The 17435-nt window shown below is 26.7% G+C and carries 14 protein-coding genes and 1 tRNA gene; 8 read left to right on the top strand and 7 right to left on the bottom strand.

What is annotated here, in order from left to right; genetic code table 11:
• Window positions 1-335: 335 nt before the first annotated feature.
• Genes BHYOB78_RS00180 through BHYOB78_RS00170 form a run of 3 tightly spaced genes read left to right on the top strand, consistent with a single transcriptional unit; the run spans window position 336 to window position 3937 of the window.
• The gene (locus BHYOB78_RS00180; protein ID WP_020064866.1) at window positions 336-1130 is read left to right on the top strand and encodes a hypothetical protein; all 795 of its coding nucleotides are present in this window, start codon (window positions 336-338) and stop codon (window positions 1128-1130) included.
• Window positions 1131-1144: 14 nt separating this feature from the next.
• On the top strand, window positions 1145-2737 hold the full coding sequence (locus BHYOB78_RS00175) for a hypothetical protein (protein WP_020064867.1): 1593 nt from the start codon (window positions 1145-1147) through the stop codon (window positions 2735-2737).
• A gap of 36 nt (window positions 2738-2773) precedes the next feature.
• Window positions 2774-3937 carry a hypothetical protein gene (locus tag BHYOB78_RS00170; RefSeq protein ID WP_020064868.1) on the top strand — a complete coding sequence of 388 codons (1164 nt, stop codon included), beginning with the start codon at window positions 2774-2776 and terminating at the stop codon, window positions 3935-3937.
• Between the two features lie 27 nt (window positions 3938-3964).
• On the opposite strand, the gene BHYOB78_RS00165 is transcribed toward BHYOB78_RS00170, so the two are convergent.
• Window positions 3965-5728 (bottom strand): tetratricopeptide repeat protein, encoded by a 1764-nt coding sequence (locus BHYOB78_RS00165; RefSeq protein WP_020064869.1) that lies wholly within the window; start codon window positions 5726-5728, stop codon window positions 3965-3967.
• Between the two features lie 463 nt (window positions 5729-6191).
• On the opposite strand from BHYOB78_RS00165, the gene BHYOB78_RS00160 reads away from it, so the two are divergent.
• Complete coding sequence (locus tag BHYOB78_RS00160) at window positions 6192-7475, top strand: adenylosuccinate synthase (RefSeq protein WP_020064969.1); 1284 nt, start codon at window positions 6192-6194, stop codon at window positions 7473-7475.
• 566 nt (window positions 7476-8041) lie between these two features.
• Here the strand turns inward: BHYOB78_RS00160 and BHYOB78_RS00155 are convergent.
• From BHYOB78_RS00155 to BHYOB78_RS00145, 3 genes are read right to left on the bottom strand one after another with little or no spacing between them, the layout of a single operon-like run.
• Window positions 8042-8554, bottom strand: a complete 513-nt coding sequence (locus tag BHYOB78_RS00155; protein WP_020064968.1) for a hypothetical protein — start codon at window positions 8552-8554, stop codon at window positions 8042-8044.
• A gap of 25 nt (window positions 8555-8579) precedes the next feature.
• Window positions 8580-9131 carry a hypothetical protein gene (locus tag BHYOB78_RS00150; RefSeq protein WP_020064967.1) on the bottom strand — a complete coding sequence of 184 codons (552 nt, stop codon included), beginning with the start codon at window positions 9129-9131 and terminating at the stop codon, window positions 8580-8582.
• A 26-nt stretch (window positions 9132-9157) separates the two neighbouring features.
• Window positions 9158-9358 carry a hypothetical protein gene (locus BHYOB78_RS00145; RefSeq protein ID WP_028331371.1) on the bottom strand — a complete coding sequence of 67 codons (201 nt, stop codon included), beginning with the start codon at window positions 9356-9358 and terminating at the stop codon, window positions 9158-9160.
• Window positions 9359-9656: 298 nt separating this feature from the next.
• Between BHYOB78_RS00145 and BHYOB78_RS00140 the strand changes: the two genes are divergently transcribed.
• Window positions 9657-11270 (top strand): peptide ABC transporter substrate-binding protein, encoded by a 1614-nt coding sequence (locus BHYOB78_RS00140; RefSeq protein WP_020064966.1) that lies wholly within the window; start codon window positions 9657-9659, stop codon window positions 11268-11270.
• A gap of 162 nt (window positions 11271-11432) precedes the next feature.
• Window positions 11433-11750, top strand: coding sequence for a hypothetical protein (locus BHYOB78_RS00135; RefSeq protein WP_012671315.1), 318 nt, complete (start codon window positions 11433-11435; stop codon window positions 11748-11750).
• A 150-nt stretch (window positions 11751-11900) separates the two neighbouring features.
• On the opposite strand, the gene BHYOB78_RS00130 is transcribed toward BHYOB78_RS00135, so the two are convergent.
• Window positions 11901-11974 (bottom strand) — tRNA-Ile (locus BHYOB78_RS00130).
• A gap of 205 nt (window positions 11975-12179) precedes the next feature.
• Between BHYOB78_RS00130 and BHYOB78_RS00125 the strand changes: the two genes are divergently transcribed.
• Window positions 12180-13007: an EFR1 family ferrodoxin gene (locus tag BHYOB78_RS00125; protein ID WP_012671314.1), complete on the top strand. Its 828-nt coding sequence runs from the start codon at window positions 12180-12182 to the stop codon at window positions 13005-13007.
• 70 nt (window positions 13008-13077) lie between these two features.
• Here BHYOB78_RS00125 and BHYOB78_RS00120 read toward each other — a convergent pair whose 3' ends face one another.
• Window positions 13078-13734, bottom strand: a complete 657-nt coding sequence (locus BHYOB78_RS00120; protein WP_012671313.1) for a DNA-formamidopyrimidine glycosylase family protein — start codon at window positions 13732-13734, stop codon at window positions 13078-13080.
• Between the two features lie 343 nt (window positions 13735-14077).
• Window positions 14078-16057: an ATP-dependent helicase gene (locus BHYOB78_RS00115; RefSeq protein ID WP_020064965.1), complete on the bottom strand. Its 1980-nt coding sequence runs from the start codon at window positions 16055-16057 to the stop codon at window positions 14078-14080.
• A 219-nt stretch (window positions 16058-16276) separates the two neighbouring features.
• On the opposite strand from BHYOB78_RS00115, the gene BHYOB78_RS00110 reads away from it, so the two are divergent.
• Complete coding sequence (locus tag BHYOB78_RS00110) at window positions 16277-17173, top strand: fumarylacetoacetate hydrolase family protein (RefSeq protein ID WP_020064964.1); 897 nt, start codon at window positions 16277-16279, stop codon at window positions 17171-17173.
• Window positions 17174-17435 lie beyond the last annotated feature (262 nt).

Here is a 17435-nt window from a genome sequence, read left to right as displayed (position 1 = left end):
ACAAAAGGGCGGGGGTATGTAAATTAAGTTTTAAAATTTAATTACACTCGCCCACCCTTTATGCTTTTTAATTTATTTTGTTATTTTTACTTTCAACTTCTTTATTGCTTCATTAGAAATTATAGCACCCACCCAAGCTTTATTTAAATTTATAATCTGCACAACGCACGATAAACAAAATTTTAAATATATGATTATTAAAAATTCTAACTTCAATAATAAATAAAAATCTACTTACCGTGCGTTAAAGAAAATTTTTTTTAATTATAGAATTAATAATGCTTATAAATCCTTATATTTTTTACTATTAGTATAATAATTAAGGAGTTTTTATTATGGCTTTTGATTTTAAACTGATAGTAAGGGATAAATATTCAGAAGAGATTTTTGATATTATAAATACAGTTCAAAGCATAAAGGCTGATGATATAAAAACTGATTATAAAGTAACTGACGGAAGCAGATCATACTCTATAAAAACAGGCATAGGAAATATTGCAAGCGGAAGAACTTTTAATATAGGTATTCCTATTTATGAATATAAAAATGAATTAGGTTCTTGGGTAAGAATAGAAGAACAATATACTAAATATACAAGCATGGTTTTATCAAGCAATATTAAAAGATATTTCATAAGAACTATATTTGAAGATGAAGTTTATGAAGCAGAATATATCATGAAATCAGTTGGCGGATATAATATAAAATATATAAATAATTTGGGGGTGATAGATATTTCACTTGAAGCATTGGACAAAGTTTTTCTAAGACAAAAAGAAGAGGAATATGAACTGCCTATTACAGAAGAAAATAAACAGGATATAAATTATAAATCATTAAGTTTAGTTCCTGTGCCTGTAAATTTTAATTTGGAGTTTATAGTTGTAGGCGGAGCATTGGAGTTCTTATTTGCTAATAGACAGAACTTTGGAATACAATTTAATGCGGAGCTAAGAAATGGAGTTTATAATATTGATTTTGATGGTGAGAAATTAAATGTAAATGGAGTCTCTTATAATTATAAAGGAGTTCAGCCTGAATTAAATGTTGGTAATAATATATTTTATTTAGAGAGTAATCAAACTTGTGTTAAGGCTTCTATAAGCTATAAAAGAGGAATATTAATATAAAAGGAATTTTTAATATGATGAAAAAAATGCCTTATCATTTTTTGAGAAATAAAATATATAAACTTCCTCCAGCCCCTTATATTAATTTTGAAGAGTTCGGTACTTATATAAAAATTAATGGAAATATATATTCAGAAAATGCTTATAATACTTATTCAAGTTATGAGTTTAAAGTTAATAAAAGAGGAGGCGATGTAAGCAAAGTAAGTTTTAGTACTCCTCTTAATTATTTTAATATAAATGATAAAGTTGAATATTATTTAAACGGCAAAAAAAGATTTGCAGGATATGTGGAAAGTATAGATAATGCCGGACTTAATTTAAGTATTATTCCAATATGGGGAAAACTTCTTCATCAATATATACAGGGAGATTTAATATTAGAAGCAACAAAAGGAGCATTGGATATAGTTTTATCTTTAAGAGAAAAAATTGAAGAAATGAATATAATATTCGATGAAAAAAATATCACTCTTAATAATGATAAACAAATAACAATGTCATTCAGCGGAAAAAATATTTCTGACATACTCGATGAGGTAGAAGAAAATTTATCAGATACTTGGTGCTGGGGAGTGGATTTTGATGGATATTTTTATTTTAAAGAGTTCTCTGATATACCAAATAAAAAATTAAATTGGCATAATAATGATTTTTCAGATAGTGAATATGAAGAAGATTCTGCTGATTTAGTAAGCCGTTATATTATTAAGATGAAAGATACTATTACAGATGATGAAGGAAATGAAGAAGAAGTATATAGAACTCTTCCAAAAATAGTTGGTGCTGATAAACTATATCCACAGATACCATTAGAAAAAGAGATTGGAATAAAAACTGATATATTTGAAATAGAATATAAATTAGAAAATTACGATTTAGCTTATGAGTTTGCTTATCAATTTTTAACTAATCAAACAAAAAAAGAAATTGTTAAAATAAAAACTCTTAACAGCAAAAATTATGATTTAAATATTAATGAATGTATAGAATGCATATTAAAGCCTACTAATAATTTTTATCAAATTATAGATTTTAATGATTTCACAGAAACAGAAAGCAGATTAAATGAAGTTTATTCATCGGATATAATAGACATTGATTCAAGTATAGAATATAGAAAATATCCTAATTATAAACAGCAGCAGTCAGTTACGCTTACAGATATAGACAGATATTATAAACAAATTTGCAATCAAAGTTACAACATTACTAAGATAGTGATATTTTTTTCTGACGGTATTCAAGATGAAGAAAAAAACAAAAACATTTCAGCGGTATTTCAAATTGAAGACAAAGAACATTTTCAAAGAAAGTATTTTACTAATGGTTTCGGTGTATTTGATGTACGCGGTTATGATAAAAGAAATATTATAATAACTTCAGAGAGAGGAAATATTTTATATGATAAATTCATTTGCTTTTTTGATATAGGGTCAAGAGTTGTTGATATGAATGTGCGAACAATAGATTATAAATTTGAAAAGAATGCACTTAATATAGATTTGGAACTTGCAAAGATGAATATTAATCTTACTAATTATTTATATAATCAGGAAGAGCGAAGAAAAAATCTTGAGAGAATATTAAACAGCAGCGGTTTTTAATTATAGTTAGTTAATTAATAAAAGAGGTTTATAAATATGAATAACAATCTAAACAAAAATATTTCTGATACAAATAAAGAATTGCAGAATATAGAAAACAGTATAAAAAAAATAAATTCATCATTTGAATCTTCTTTATTTTTTAATGATTCATCAAATAAATTTAATGACTTCACAATATCGGCAGAAGAAGCAAATAAAGCTATAGATAATACATCATCATCTATAAACTCTCTTGATGAAAGCATTAAAAGTATTAATATAAAAAATTTCACTGACGGAATAAAAGATTCTCTTTCAAGTGTATCAAGTATATATAAAGATTTAAGTGCAAGTTTTTCTGACTTTTTTCATTATGATTTAAGTTCTTATGATAATGCAATCGAAGAAGCCAAAAATAAACTTCAGGAATTCGATGATTATCAAAGGAAATTAAAAGAAAATAAAAAATTAGAAGATGATGAAGATTATGAAAACTATTTAGCAAGGCTCGATGAAGAATTAGAATTAGCTATTGAAAATAAAGATGCTATGAGTGCCGAAGCTATAAGAATAAAAAAAGAAGAGTTAAAGAAAAAACAGGATAAAGAAAAAGAAGATTTACAAAAAGAAAAAGAAATAAAAACTCAAAGAGAATTATTAGAAAAAGAATTAGCACAAGCAGAGTACAATAAATCTTATGCCGAGTGGGATAATAATGTAAAACTTGCAGAGATGGAAAAATCAAAGGCAATAGCGGATGCGGTTTTAATACCTTCACTTGCCATAGCCCAATCAGCTTTAGGAGTTGCATCTTCATTTGCACAAGGAGGCCCTGCAGGATTTGCAGCTGGGCTTATAATATCAGCAACTGCAATATCATCAGCGATTTCTGCCGCTTCTGGTATAGTATCATCAGCTAATGCATTGGATGCAATAAAATCCAATCCTCCTCAAGCTCCTCAATTTGCATTCGGTACAACAGGATACACTATTCCAGACGGAGGATCTGCCATAGTTGGTGAAATGGGTGCGGAACTTGTAAGCAATAAATCAGGAAGAATCACAGTTCAAAGTAATGCACAACTTAAGGAACAAAATTTTTCTAAAGGCGATATTTGGAATGTTACTATAAATGTAGAACAGGCTTTGAATCCTGATGAAGTTTACAGGCTTATGAACAGCTACAAAGCAAGAAACAGTCAAATGTATTCAAGATAATTTTTTTATATATTTTTAAACAATTTATTATCTTAAAGGTGCTTCCGATATACTAACCTTTATATCATCTAATTTATTCATCTCTGTATTTTTTGAGTGAAGTACCTTTCTTATATACTCTGCAACTGCCTCATTGTTTTCTACTTTAGAGCCTATTATTATTTCTTTTATATAATTGCTCTTTTCATCAAAAAGTTTTATATAATCAATATAAAGTTTTTTATTATCATTATCAATTAATATCTCATCTGATTTATAATCATTTGTTACAAGCATTCTAAGTTCCTGTTCTTCAAAGAATGCTTCATGCTTTATTATGTATTTTATATTTTCAAATAAATAGCTGTATAATTGATTTTTAATATTTTTATAAATTTCATTTTCTTCTATTTGTTTTTTTATCTCTTTTGTATAATCAAATATTTTTGCAAATGCATATTTAATCATATCTTCTTTTTTATCATCTTCTTTTAACTCTACTTTATAATTAGGACTATTCAAATCATTTAAATCAATAATATTGCTTGCATATTTAGATTTTTCTTTATTGTAAATGAGCTGATTTTCTTTCTCGTTATAATAAAGCACCCAATATAAATTTCTTTTATTTTCTTGTAATTTTTCTTTATTAATTTTTTCATCCATTTCAATTTTATTATTTTCTATTTTTAATTTGAATTCATAAGAATAAGGTGAAGTATATGTATTATTAAAATATTTATTATCTAAAACTAAACATATCCCTGTAGCTTCTTTATTTTCTTTTTTACCATAAAGCCTAAACATCGTAAGAGAATCTTTATTCCTTGAATATGATGTTTGTAATGTTAAAGCTTTTTCATCATTTTCTATTTTTATATCTATATTATTTTTATTTAAAATTCTTTCTAAAATCTTTCCTTCTTTAGGATCATTAGCAGTTGTTATATTATTTATTCTTATATTTCCGCTTTCTTTTGTACTTCCTTTAACATTTAATAATAATAGCAGAATATCTAAAGATGTATAATGAGATATTTTTATATTATTATTTTCTTTTTCAGAATAATCCGTATCAAAAGTTAAAATTTTAAGTAAAAAATATTCATATAATAAAATATATTTTATATTTTCTTTAAGCTTATCATCAAAATTTTTACTCTCATCAAAGCGAGAAATTAAATTTGTTATTGGTTCATTTTTCCATAATTCATTATTGTTTATATCAACTATAAATTTAAATAATATTTCAATATTATCATACTCATCAAACTTCTGTAATATGGTAATTATGTATATATTATAGTTCTTATTAATTTTAAAGAAATTTCTAAAATCTTCTATAGCATTTTCATTATTTAAATAAATTTTGCAAATACCTCTTAAAAAATATGCATTTTTATAATCTTTATTTATCTCTATAACTTTATCAAAATCCTCTATAGATTCTTTATATTTTTTTAATATTGCTTTTGAAAATCCTCTACAAAAATATGCTTTATCATAATTTGGATTTAATTCTATAACTTTATTAAAATCTTTTATAGCTTCTTTATATTTTTCTAATTTTAATTTTGAAAGTCCTCTATTAAAACAAGCATATATATTATTCTTATCCATATCTATTAGTTTATTTAAATTTTCTATTGATGCATTATAATTTTCTAATTTAAAATAGCAGTTTGCTTTTATAAAATATGAATACTTATCTTTATCATTTTTTTCAATGGCTTCATCGCATAGTTTTATTGCTTCTTCAAAATGTTCTTCGTTTATTAGTTTTTGTACTTTTATTCTTAATTCTTCAGTCATAAAATAATCCAAAATATTTTTAATTATTATAAGGCATTATAAAAATATTAAAACAATATATAGTTTATTGACATCTAAAATTAATAAACTTGTATACTCTTCACTAAAGACTGCATAAAAAATGCACTTTTTGCAACTTTTTGCGGCGGGAAAAAGTTGAACAAAAAACTTAAAAATCATACTTCTATTATAAACTAAATATGTAATAATAACACGTTTTACAAAAAGTAGTTTTTAATTATATTTATAATAACATCTTGTAAATACCATTATGATAAATGATTGTTTCATACTATAAAATTATCAACTAGCATTATTATGAATAGAAATTTCTAATCAAATTCGCTTGAAATTCTTAAAAAATATTAATATAATAGCCCTTGTGTGTTTTATAGAAATTTTTTATTTTTACAAAAATTTTCATAAAATATCTATTTTTTAATAATAGAATAAGGAGTTAAAAATGGCTTCAGTAATTATTGTAGGCACTCAATGGGGTGATGAGGGTAAGGGAAAAATAGTTGATTATCTTGCTGAAAATTGCGAATATGTTGTTCGTTCTCAAGGCGGAAGTAATGCCGGTCATACCGTTGTTGTGGATAATATTAAATATAAATTAAGACTTTTACCTTCCGGTATACTTCATAAAGATAAAGTTTGTGTAATTGGTAATGGTGTGGTTATAGAGCCTAAAGTTTTTTTAAGTGAAATTGATTCTTTAATAGAGAAAAAAGTTAATATATCAAATCTTAAAATATCAGACAGAGCTCATGTTCTTATGCCTTATCATAAAATTTTAGATGAGCTTCAGGAAGAGGATCTCGGAGAAAATAAACTCGGCACTACTAAAAACGGTATAGGTCCTTGCTATATGGATAAATCAAGCCGTTTGGGTATAAGAATAGTTGATCTTATGAATAAAGAAACATTCGCTAAAAAATTAAAGTTTAATGTAGAGTTAAAAAATAAATTACTTAAAAAACTTTATAATCATGATGGCGTTAATTATGATGAGTTATTAAAAGAGTATTTAGAATATGCTGAAAAGTTAAGACCTTTTGTTGCTGACACTACTACTATATTAAATAAGGCTATAAAAGAAAAGAAAAATATATTATTTGAAGGTGCTCAGGCTACTATGCTTGATTTAGATCATGGTACTTATCCTTTTGTAACATCATCTTATCCTGCTGCAGGCGGAGCTTGTACAGGTTCAGGAGTTGGCCCTAGAAAAATCGATAATGTTATAGGAGTTGTTAAGGCTTATGCTACAAGAGTTGGAGAAGGTCCTTTCCCTTCAGAGCTTTTTGATGATGTAGGACAGTTTATAAGAGATAAAGGCGGCGAATACGGTACTGTTACAGGAAGGGCTAGAAGATGCGGCTGGCTTGATGCTTGCGTTGTTAAATATGCTTCTTATGTTAATGGACTTGATTCCATTGCCATAACTAGACTTGATATATTAGATGAATTAGATAAATTAAAAATATGCGTTGCCTATAAATATAATGGTGAAATATTGGAAGGATATCCTGCAGATTTAGATATACTTTCAAAAGTTGAACCTGTTTATGAAGAGTTTGAAGGATGGAAAACAAGCACAAGAGATATTAGAGAATATGATAAACTTCCAGAAAATGCTAAAAAATATCTTAAGAGATTAAGCGAAGTTATTGAAACAGATATATCTATTGTTTCAGTAGGTGCTGGAAGAGATGAAACTATAATAATTAAGAATATTTTTTAATTTATATATATAATATAGAAATTATTGAGCCTGTGTTTGTATAAATCAAATGCAGGCTTTTTAATTTATTTCTAATTCCCTGCCCTCTTTTCTTCAATATTTTACTATGAAATTTTAATTTATTTTATCTTTCTACGCTCTTAGAAATATTAACGCCCGCCAAGTACTAGTCGTACGTACTTCCCGAACGGTATTGCCTTTTTTTATTCAAAGTACAATGCACGTTCGGCAGATTGCATTTTAATATACGAATAATCTAGGTTTAGCAATAAATTTAAAAAAATCTTGGGCTGAATATTATAATAGTGGTAAAGGATAAATAGAAGCGTAATACAAAAATAACTATACATATTATAATTTAAAAAGAATCTATGGTGGTAAATTATAAATTCTATTTTTGAAACAAATAAATATAAAATTTTATTTAAAAATAAAATTATATATTTATAGGGTGGAAAATGTAATGAAGTTTAAAACTTTTAATAAAGTTATTTAAATAATAAAAATGCGGTAAAGTATATAATACTCTGCCGCATTTATTTTTTATATTATAAAATACTATTAAATTATAATTTTTCTAAAAGTTTCTTAGCAAATACAGCTCCAAAACCTATAACAGCTATCACTACTGCTAATTGGAAAATACCTTCTACAATATCATCTAAATTGTAAAGCATATAATGCATTCCGAAAAATCTTGAATAAAATACAAACAATGATATTAATGCCAATATTCCAATTACAGCAAATATAATAATAAGGCTTTTAGATTTATTATTTTTATCTTTAACAACTATAAGATCCTTTTTTTCATTATTAGATTCACTTTCTTTTGATTGTTTATTGTCTTTTGAATCTATTTTTTTGAATAAAACAATAGCAAACATTACCATTACAGCGAAAACTGCTATCTTTAATAATGCCTCTAAGAACTCATCAAAATCATGCATTAAATAAAACATATAATACTGCAAACCTAAAAATCTTACAGCAGATATAAATAATGCAGCTGCAGCTATTGAAGCAGAAATAATTATAAACTTTTTTGATTTCACAACTGACATTATATTATTTTTCATAATATCCTCCTTTATAAAAAATAAATTATCTTATTCTTTTTTTATCATCTTTTAATTTGTATTCAGGTTTTAATTCATAAACTTTCTCATATCTAGGGTCATTTTCTCTGCTGTCTATATTGCTTTTTATATTATTTGGCAGTCTCCTCTCTCTTCTGTCATAATCTCTCATATCATATTCATATCGTATATCATCTTCTTTTATTCTTTCTCTTCTGTTAGTTCTTTCATTTCTATAATCATCTTCATAATCATCATAATTCCTATCATTTCTTACTCTGCTGTCATAATCATCTTCATAGTCATCATAATAATCATCTCTTATTCTTACTTTTCTTCTTCTGCTTGGTCTTCTGTAATCATCATCCCTATCACTCTTTCTTATCTTTCCTGAAGTATTATCATCTTTCAAAACTTTTTTTATGAAGTATATCACGGCTAGTATTACAACAACCATGAGTATAAGCTTTATTATATCTTCAATAAAATCATCTACATCATCTATTAAATCGAAACAGTATAGATTTGCAGCCATAATCAAATTGAAAATAAAAGCTTTTAATCCTAATTTTTTCATTACTTACTTTCTCCCATTATTTTTTATTATCTGTCATCAGAATTATTATCTTTTTTAACATATTTTTTGAATACATATACTCCCGCTGCTATTATTACTACAATACCAATTATTTTTGCTAAATCATCAAAAATAAAGTCAAAAGTATCTTCTATTAAATCAAAAGAGTATAAATTGACAGTCATAATAAAGGCAGATACTAAAGCCATTAAACTTAACTTTTTCATATTATTACCTCCTTATTAATCCCTTATAATTAAAGTATAGCACATTAAATAAGTTTTGTAAAGGTGAATTTAAATAAATTTTACAAAAAATATAGTATTGTAAATTAATTGTAAATTAATATGTAATACAAATAATACATTTTTAAGAAATTTAAAATAATTTATTATATATAAAGTATAAAATTTATGAGCAGATTAATTATTTTAGATAAATATGTTTAAATGTAAAAAAAATCATTGATTAATAGTTAATATAAAATATAATACTTTTAAATAAAAAATATATAGGATAACAGCTATGAAAAAGATTCTAATTATGATTTTATCTGTAATCATGATGCTATTATTTATATCATGCGGCGGAAAGAAAAATGAAGAAGGAGCTATATATATTAATGTAGGACCTGAGCCTAAAACTATAGATCCTGCTTTAAATTCTACTGTAGATGCTAATATCTATATTCAGCATGTTTTTGAGGGGCTTGCTACAAGAGACAAGGATAATAAAATAGTACCGGGCGTTGCTGAAAGATGGGATATAAGCGAAGACGGACTTACTTATACATTCCATATAAGAGATAATGCTAAATGGTCTGATGGAGAAAAGATTACAGCAGAGGATTTTGTTTATGCTTGGCAGAGGGTAGTTGATCCTGTTACTGCAAGCGAATATGCTTATCAGTTTGAACCTGTATTAAATGCTATGGACATTAATTCTGGTAAGAAGCCGGTTTCTGAATTAGGTATTAAAGCTATAGATGAAAAAACTTTGGAAGTAAAATTGAATACCCCTACAGCTTATTTTTTGGAGCTAGTGGCTTTTTATACATTCTACCCTGTTAGAAAAGATATGATAGAAGAAAATGGAGATAATTGGACACTTTCTCCTGATACTTATATAGGAAACGGACCTTTTATAATGACAGAGAGAAGAACAGATGACAGAATAGTAGTTGTAAAAAATACTAATTATTGGAATGTTAATAATATAGTTCCTAAAAAATTGGTATTTATACTTATGCAAAATGGTACAGCTGCTGTTGCCGGAATAAAAGAAGGTTCTTTACATTTTGCTAATAATCCTCCGCTTCAGGATATTGAAAATTTAAAAAGCGAAGGTTTAATGCATATTTCTCCTTACTTGGGTACATATTATTATTGTTTGAATATCACTAATGAAATATTAAAAGATGCTAGAGTTCGTAAGGCTTTAACTTTAGCTATAGATAGAAATTATCTAGTAGAACAAGTAACAAGAGCCGGACAACTTCCTGCAAGTGCTTGGGTTCCTAGCGGAGTAAATGATGTTGAAGGAGCTGATGGAGATTTCAGAAAGGTAGGCGGTGATTATTACAGTATAAAACCTGAAGATCATCAAAAGAATTTAGAAGAGGCAAAACAACTTCTAGCAGATGCCGGTTATCCTAATGGTGAAAATTTCCCTGTTATAGAGTTCAAATCAAATTCAGGAGAGCATATACAAATCTTTGAAGCAGTTCAGCAGATGTGGAAAGAGGGTCTTGGTATAGACTCTACTATAGCTCAGGAAGAATGGGCTACTTTCCAAACTACAAGACAGGAAAAAAACTATGTTATAGCACGTCATGGCTGGATAGCTGATTATAATGACCCTATGAGTTTCTTGGGTGTATTTTTAAGCTATAGTATACAAAATAACGGCGGTTATTCTAATAAGGCCTATGATGATAAATTGAAGCTTGCTATGTCTACAATAGATCAAGATATAAGAATGAAAGCTATGCATGAGGCAGAAGATATACTTATGGAAGATATGGGATTAATACCTCTTTATTTCTATACTGACCCTATTATGATTAGTAAAAAGTTATCTGATGTTATTTTTGATCCTCTTGGAGCCCATAAATTCTATTATGCGAAATTAGCTGAATAATAAAATTAATTGATTTTAATAATAAAAAAGGCGGATTTCTTAATATATTTTAGAAAATCCGTCTTTATTTATGTAATTTTCAATATTAGACACTTTTTTAAATTTGTCTTTTTTTAAAAAAATGTTATTATATTTATATAAAAATTATTCGGGAATTATATTATGTTATTAAAAGATAGAAAAGGCCTTTACAGAGGCAATGCAACAATAAAAAATTTTCTTAGTTTCGATATAGATATAGAAGCTTTAATAGACGAAAAAGGCGAAATAAAAGTAAGCACTATAGCACCTATAGTTGGTAAGATAAGTCATAGTATATCTTTGGGTCCTAACTATGACAAAGATAATTATGATATGAAATTTGGAGAAGATACATTCCATATAAAATTTGATTCTAATAAATCTATAGAAATAGAATTACCTGAAAAAATTAATGGAAGTTTAATAGTAACAAGGAATGTAACTTTAAGCCGAACATAAAAATCAGTTCGCTCAAAATAATTAAGAGAACTGATTTTTTATATATTTAGAAAAAAGTTTTATTATCAAATGGTATTATTTTTTTATAAATAACTCACATTAAAATGAAAAATTGGTAATGTAAAATATGATAAATGGTATTTAGGGTATTGGGCCAGCAGGGACTTGAACCCCGGACCCGATGATTATGAGTCATCTGCTCTAACCGACTGAGCTACTGGCCCCTAATTCTTAAGAAAATTCTTCTTTAGATTTAGTTATTATATAATAAATAAAAAAAAAGTCAATACTTAAACGGATATTTTTTTATTTTTTCATATAAAAGGAATATTAAAATACTTTTTTATGCTTTTACTATTGACTTACAGAAATAAATTTACATAATAAATTATTATATAGCAAAAAATACATGAAGGGAGTATATTTATTATGAAAGTTGATAAAGTCTATTCAATATATTATAGTGCCACAGGTACTACACAGAAGATAGTTTCTTATATAGGCGAAAATATAGCAAAGAAACTTAATGTTGACTTTGAAAAATATAATTTTACTTTGCCAAAGAAAAGAGAAGGAATATTGGAGTTTAAAGAAAATGATTTAGTAATATGCGGAACTCCTACATATGCCGGAAGAATACCTAATGTAATGCTTCCATACTACAAGAATAATATTAAAGCTAATGGAGCTTTAGCAATACCGGTTGTACTTTATGGAAATAGAAATTTTGATGATTCTTTGATAGAACTTAGAAATACTATGCAGGAAAATGGTTTTTACACTATAGCCGGTGCTGGATTTATAGGAGAGCATGCTTTTTCTTATACTCTTGGAGCTGGAAGACCTGATGATAAAGATATGGCAATTGCCGCTGAATTCGTTGATAAAGTTGTTGAAAAAATCAAAAATATGACTGATATTCCTAAAGAACCTATTAAAGTTAGAGGAAATGATCCTATACGCCCTTATTATATGCCTAAAGACAAGAATGAACATGCTATAGATATATTAAAAGTTAAGCCTAAAGTAGATACTTCAAAATGTACTAATTGTAAGACCTGTGCACATGTATGTCCTCTAGCTTCTATTGACTTTGATGATATAACTAAATATGTAGGTAAATGTATTAAATGCGGTGCTTGTATTAAGAAATGCCCTGAGCATTGCAGATATTATGATGATGAAGGTTTCTTATACCATCAGCATGACTTAGAAGATGAGTTCAAAAGAAGAGCTGAGCCTGAATTATTCTATTGATATTAGCCTATAGTAAAAAAAAAAGCCCTGAAATTATTTCAGGGCTTTTTTATTATTATAAATTTTAAAATTATTCCTCTTCTGATGAATCTCCATCTTCTTCTTCAGTATTTCCAGAGGCTTCTCTTAGAACCTGTTTTATTGCATCAAATATTTCTCTTGCTTTTACTTTGGTTACATCCGATGTTTTAGTTTTCTTTGTAATAGATGCTTTCTTTAATATCATATCGCCATATACATTACCTATTCCGCTCAATATCAATGGATTTTTTATAAGTTTCTCTACTGTTGTATCATTATCTGCTAGTAACTGACAGAATAAATTATAATTAAATTGTTTAGTTAAAGGATCATACCCTATTTGAGGCATTGTAGTAGAATCTTTCCAAATAGGTATTATTTTAGTAATTTCATTCTTATCTTTACCATCATCTACAACAAAGAAATTACCATGATCTGTTTCTAATTTTAATATGCTGTTTTCGTATGTATCATCTTCAGTAAGTACAAAAGAGCCGTTAGGTCCCAAATCTACTAGCATGGCATCTTGAGAAAACTGAAAATGCATATATCCTCCATATCTGAGAACATCTATTATTTTCTGTCCTTCTATATCTTCCATTTCTTTATATTGTTTATCTATAGCTACTATTTTATTAATATAAGAATAGCAAATTTCGCTTTTAATAGAATTTATTAATGTAATTAAATTTGGCAGTTCTTTCATAGCTTATAATCTTCCTCTTATATTATGTTTACTTTATATTTTAGCATGAAAGAAAAAAAAATCAAATTTTATGATATAACTACAGGGGTATATTATAAATTTAATAAAAGTTTGGGCGGGTATTAACATTTCTAAATTAGTATTTAAATAAAATTAAATTAAAATTTCATAGTAAAATACTAAAGAATAAGGGGCGGGGCATGTAAATAAAGTTTTGAAACTTAATTATTTAAAATTTCATAGTATTATAATTTATATATTATTTTGAAACTTTTATAAAATAATGGAAAAGTTGATATATTTTTATTATTAATCATTTAAATTTTTTTTATTAATAAAACAATCAATAATCAAAAGCATCTTCATCTATATCCATATAATTACCAGAATAATAATTAGCTTTTTCTTTGATAAGCATCAATTTTTTAGGTATCTCTAATAAGAATGATGAAGGAATCTGCTCCATTATACCTGTACTTACCCTTCGTTTTTTTGAGTATGTGAGATAAAGTTTTCTTCTTGCCCTTGTAATCCCTACATAGCAAAGCCTTCTCTCTTCATCAATTCCTTTTTCTTCTTCAAGTGAGAAATAATGAGGAAAAACACCCTGCTCCATTCCTGTCATAAATACCACATCAAATTCCAAACCCTTAGCATTATGAATAGTCATCAATGTTACATAATCTTCCTTTTCATCATTAGTATTTAAATCTCTGTACAAAGTATTTTCTTCTAAGAATGTTATTAGTGTAGCATTAGCTTCCATTGATTTATAATCATAAAAACCTCTGAAAAGTTCTTTAATATTCTCTTCTGCTGTTATTACTCTTTCATTACCATCGCCTTTAAATATTGAAAAATAATCTATCTCTTTTAAAAACTCGAAAAATAATAACTCTATATGAATACCGTCTTCATTTATAATGTCTTCTTTTATTTTTACAGCATATTCTTCTATAATACTTTTGTATGCTTTTATATTGGAAATAGCCTTTTTAGAAAGTCCTGATTCATCAATATAATCAATAGCATTGTAAAGGCTCAATTTTCTGCTATTTGCAAAAGTTTCAAAATTATTAAAACTTTTCTCCCCTATTCCTCTAGGCGGAACATTTATAGTTCGTCTTACGCTAAAATTATCTCCGAAACCTGTCATAAGTCTTAAAAAAGAAATTGAATCTTTTATCTCTATACGATCAAAGAACCCTACACCGCCAACTATTTTATAATTTATAGAATGAAGCCTCAACTCTTTTTCATAAGCTCTTGATTGGCTATTAGTTCTAAATAAGACAACAATATCTCTTGCCTCAAATCCATTATCAAATAAAGATTCTATTTCATTGACTACACTTCTAGCCTCTTCCAAATCACTATAGCAAATCCAATTTTCTATTTTAAACTCATTAGGCTTATTAGAAAATACATTCTTTTCATGACGATTACTATTATTTTTTATTACACTCAAAGCAGCTTCTACAATATCCTTTGGACATCTGTAATTCTCTTCAAGACGAACTATCTTTGTATTAGGATAATCTTTTTCAAAATCAAGGATATTTAAAACATCTGCCCCTCTGAATGCATATATACTCTGATCATCATCACCTACAACCGTTAAATCATTCTCTGCATCCTGAGTTAATAATTTTATTAATTTATACTGCTGAGGATTAGTATCCTGGAACTCATCTACTAATATATATTTAAATCTGTTTCTATAATAATTTAAAACCTTATTTTCTTGTTCAAATAATTTTATAGTATTTAAAATTAAATCATCAAAATCCATCACATTTTCATTAAACTCATATTCTGTATATTTTTTATAAACATTTTCAAAAATATCTCTATCGAAAACTATACCGTCATCCATTCCATTTTTCACATTGGATATAAATCTTGTTATAAGTTTCTGTCCTATACTTTTTGGCACTTCTTCTTCCTTCATTATTCTTTTAATAACAGAAGCCTTATCTCCTTCATCTAAAATAAGAAAATTAGATTTATATCCCAAAAAATGTGCATTCTCTTTCAATATTCTTAAACATGCAGAGTGAAAAGTTCTTATAAATAATCTGCTTGGCTTTATATCCGGAAGCAAGCTGCATACTCTCTCTTTCATTTCATGTGCTGCTTTATTTGTAAAAGTTACAGCCATTATATTTTCAGGAACTACTTCTAACTCATTAATAAGATAAGCTATTTTTCTGGTAATAACTAAAGTCTTACCGCTTCCTGCACCAGCCAAAAGAAGAAGCGGACTTCCGGTATGCAGTATTCCCTCTCTTTGAACTTCGCTCACATTTTCAAGTATATCCATATATGCACCTTAATATAAAAATAGATACTAATTATATTTTATATTCTTTAATATTCAAGTTTTTATTATCGTTATATTGAAAAACATTTATAAATTTACTATAATGTATGAAACACTATTGATTAAAAAACTTTAAAAATTATCTCAATTTTTTATTAAAATGATAATCGTATAGAGAAGTTTAATATATCAATAAAAATATTTTTCGGAGTTATAATAATGAAATTAGTATCTTTTGTCGAATGGAATAATACTGAATCTGTAGGTATATTAAGCAAGGATGGAAAAAAAGTTATTGCTATTAATGAAATAATATCTGACTTTAAATGTTATTCTAATCCTATGATACAATTAATAAACATGATAAATGAAAACAATGATATTTTAAATAAACTAAAATATGCTGAAGAAAATTTTGAAAGAGCATACTCTATAGATAATGTTAAAATATTATCTCCAATAAGAAAGCCAATTCATGATATCATATGTGTAGGTGTAAATTACAGTGATCATTTAGGCGAAATAAAAAAGGATATGAAAGATTTTAAAGAGGTTAAAGCACCTGTATACTTTTCTAAAAGGGCCATAGAAATAATTGGTTTCGGCGATAAAATAAAAGCAAGATTTGATTTAGATGAATGTCTTGATTATGAAGTTGAATTAGCTGTAATCATAGGAAAAACTGCAAAAGATATAAAGCCTGAAGAAGTTAATGATTATATATTTGGCTACAGTATATTCAATGATATATCATCAAGAAATATACAAAAAGAACATTCTCAGTGGTACAAAGGAAAAAGTTTGGATTCATACAGTGCTATGGGACCTTGCATAGTTCATAAAGATGATTTTAAATTACCTTTGAAACTCGATATAAAAAGCATTCTAAATGATGAAGTAAGGCAATCTTCAAATACTAAGTATATGATTCATGATATAAATTATTTAATATCCGACATATCAAAAGGTATGACTTTAGAAGCAGGAGATATAATTGCCACAGGAACTCCTGGAGGTGTTGGAATGTCTTTTAATCCTCCTAAATACATGAAAAAAGGAGATAAGATAATTTGCTTAATAGAAAATATAGGCGAGCTTATAAATTTCGCCGAGTAATTTTTTATTATTTATTTTATCTTAAAAACGCACGGTAAGCAGGCTTTATATAATTTATATTGCAATTATTAATAAGCAGATGCTCTAAATTTACATCGCGTGCGGTGTGTAATATTCTAAATTTAAATAACGCTTGGGTGGGCAGCTAATAAATTCTAATTTAGTAATAAAAAAATTAAGAGTTTATATTGCATATAAAAACTATAAACCTTGAGGGTGGGCTTGTAATTAATTTTTAAAACTTTAATTACATACCCCGCCC

The organism is Brachyspira hyodysenteriae ATCC 27164 (genome assembly GCF_001676785.2).
GTDB classification, from domain to species: Bacteria; Spirochaetota; Brachyspiria; order Brachyspirales; family Brachyspiraceae; genus Brachyspira; species Brachyspira hyodysenteriae.
The sequence above is the reverse complement of the archived record's forward strand: the minus strand, read 5'-3'. Positions and strand labels throughout refer to the sequence as shown.

Bases quoted from the DNA above. Each gene is read 5' to 3' on its own strand.
- BHYOB78_RS00180 (WP_020064866.1), top strand. From the start codon at position 336: ATGGCTTTTGATTTTAAACTGATAGTAAGGGATAAATATTCAGAAGAG.
- BHYOB78_RS00175 (WP_020064867.1), top strand. From the start codon at position 1,145: ATGATGAAAAAAATGCCTTATCATTTTTTGAGAAATAAAATATATAAA.
- BHYOB78_RS00170 (WP_020064868.1), top strand. From the start codon at position 2,774: ATGAATAACAATCTAAACAAAAATATTTCTGATACAAATAAAGAATTG.
- BHYOB78_RS00165 (WP_020064869.1), bottom strand. From the start codon at position 5,728: ATGACTGAAGAATTAAGAATAAAAGTACAAAAACTAATAAACGAAGAA.
- BHYOB78_RS00160 (WP_020064969.1), top strand. From the start codon at position 6,192: ATGGCTTCAGTAATTATTGTAGGCACTCAATGGGGTGATGAGGGTAAG.
- BHYOB78_RS00155 (WP_020064968.1), bottom strand. From the start codon at position 8,554: ATGAAAAATAATATAATGTCAGTTGTGAAATCAAAAAAGTTTATAATT.
- BHYOB78_RS00150 (WP_020064967.1), bottom strand. From the start codon at position 9,131: ATGAAAAAATTAGGATTAAAAGCTTTTATTTTCAATTTGATTATGGCT.
- BHYOB78_RS00145 (WP_028331371.1), bottom strand. From the start codon at position 9,358: ATGAAAAAGTTAAGTTTAATGGCTTTAGTATCTGCCTTTATTATGACT.
- BHYOB78_RS00140 (WP_020064966.1), top strand. From the start codon at position 9,657: ATGAAAAAGATTCTAATTATGATTTTATCTGTAATCATGATGCTATTA.
- BHYOB78_RS00135 (WP_012671315.1), top strand. From the start codon at position 11,433: ATGTTATTAAAAGATAGAAAAGGCCTTTACAGAGGCAATGCAACAATA.
- BHYOB78_RS00125 (WP_012671314.1), top strand. From the start codon at position 12,180: ATGAAAGTTGATAAAGTCTATTCAATATATTATAGTGCCACAGGTACT.
- BHYOB78_RS00120 (WP_012671313.1), bottom strand. From the start codon at position 13,734: ATGAAAGAACTGCCAAATTTAATTACATTAATAAATTCTATTAAAAGC.
- BHYOB78_RS00115 (WP_020064965.1), bottom strand. From the start codon at position 16,057: ATGGATATACTTGAAAATGTGAGCGAAGTTCAAAGAGAGGGAATACTG.
- BHYOB78_RS00110 (WP_020064964.1), top strand. From the start codon at position 16,277: ATGAAATTAGTATCTTTTGTCGAATGGAATAATACTGAATCTGTAGGT.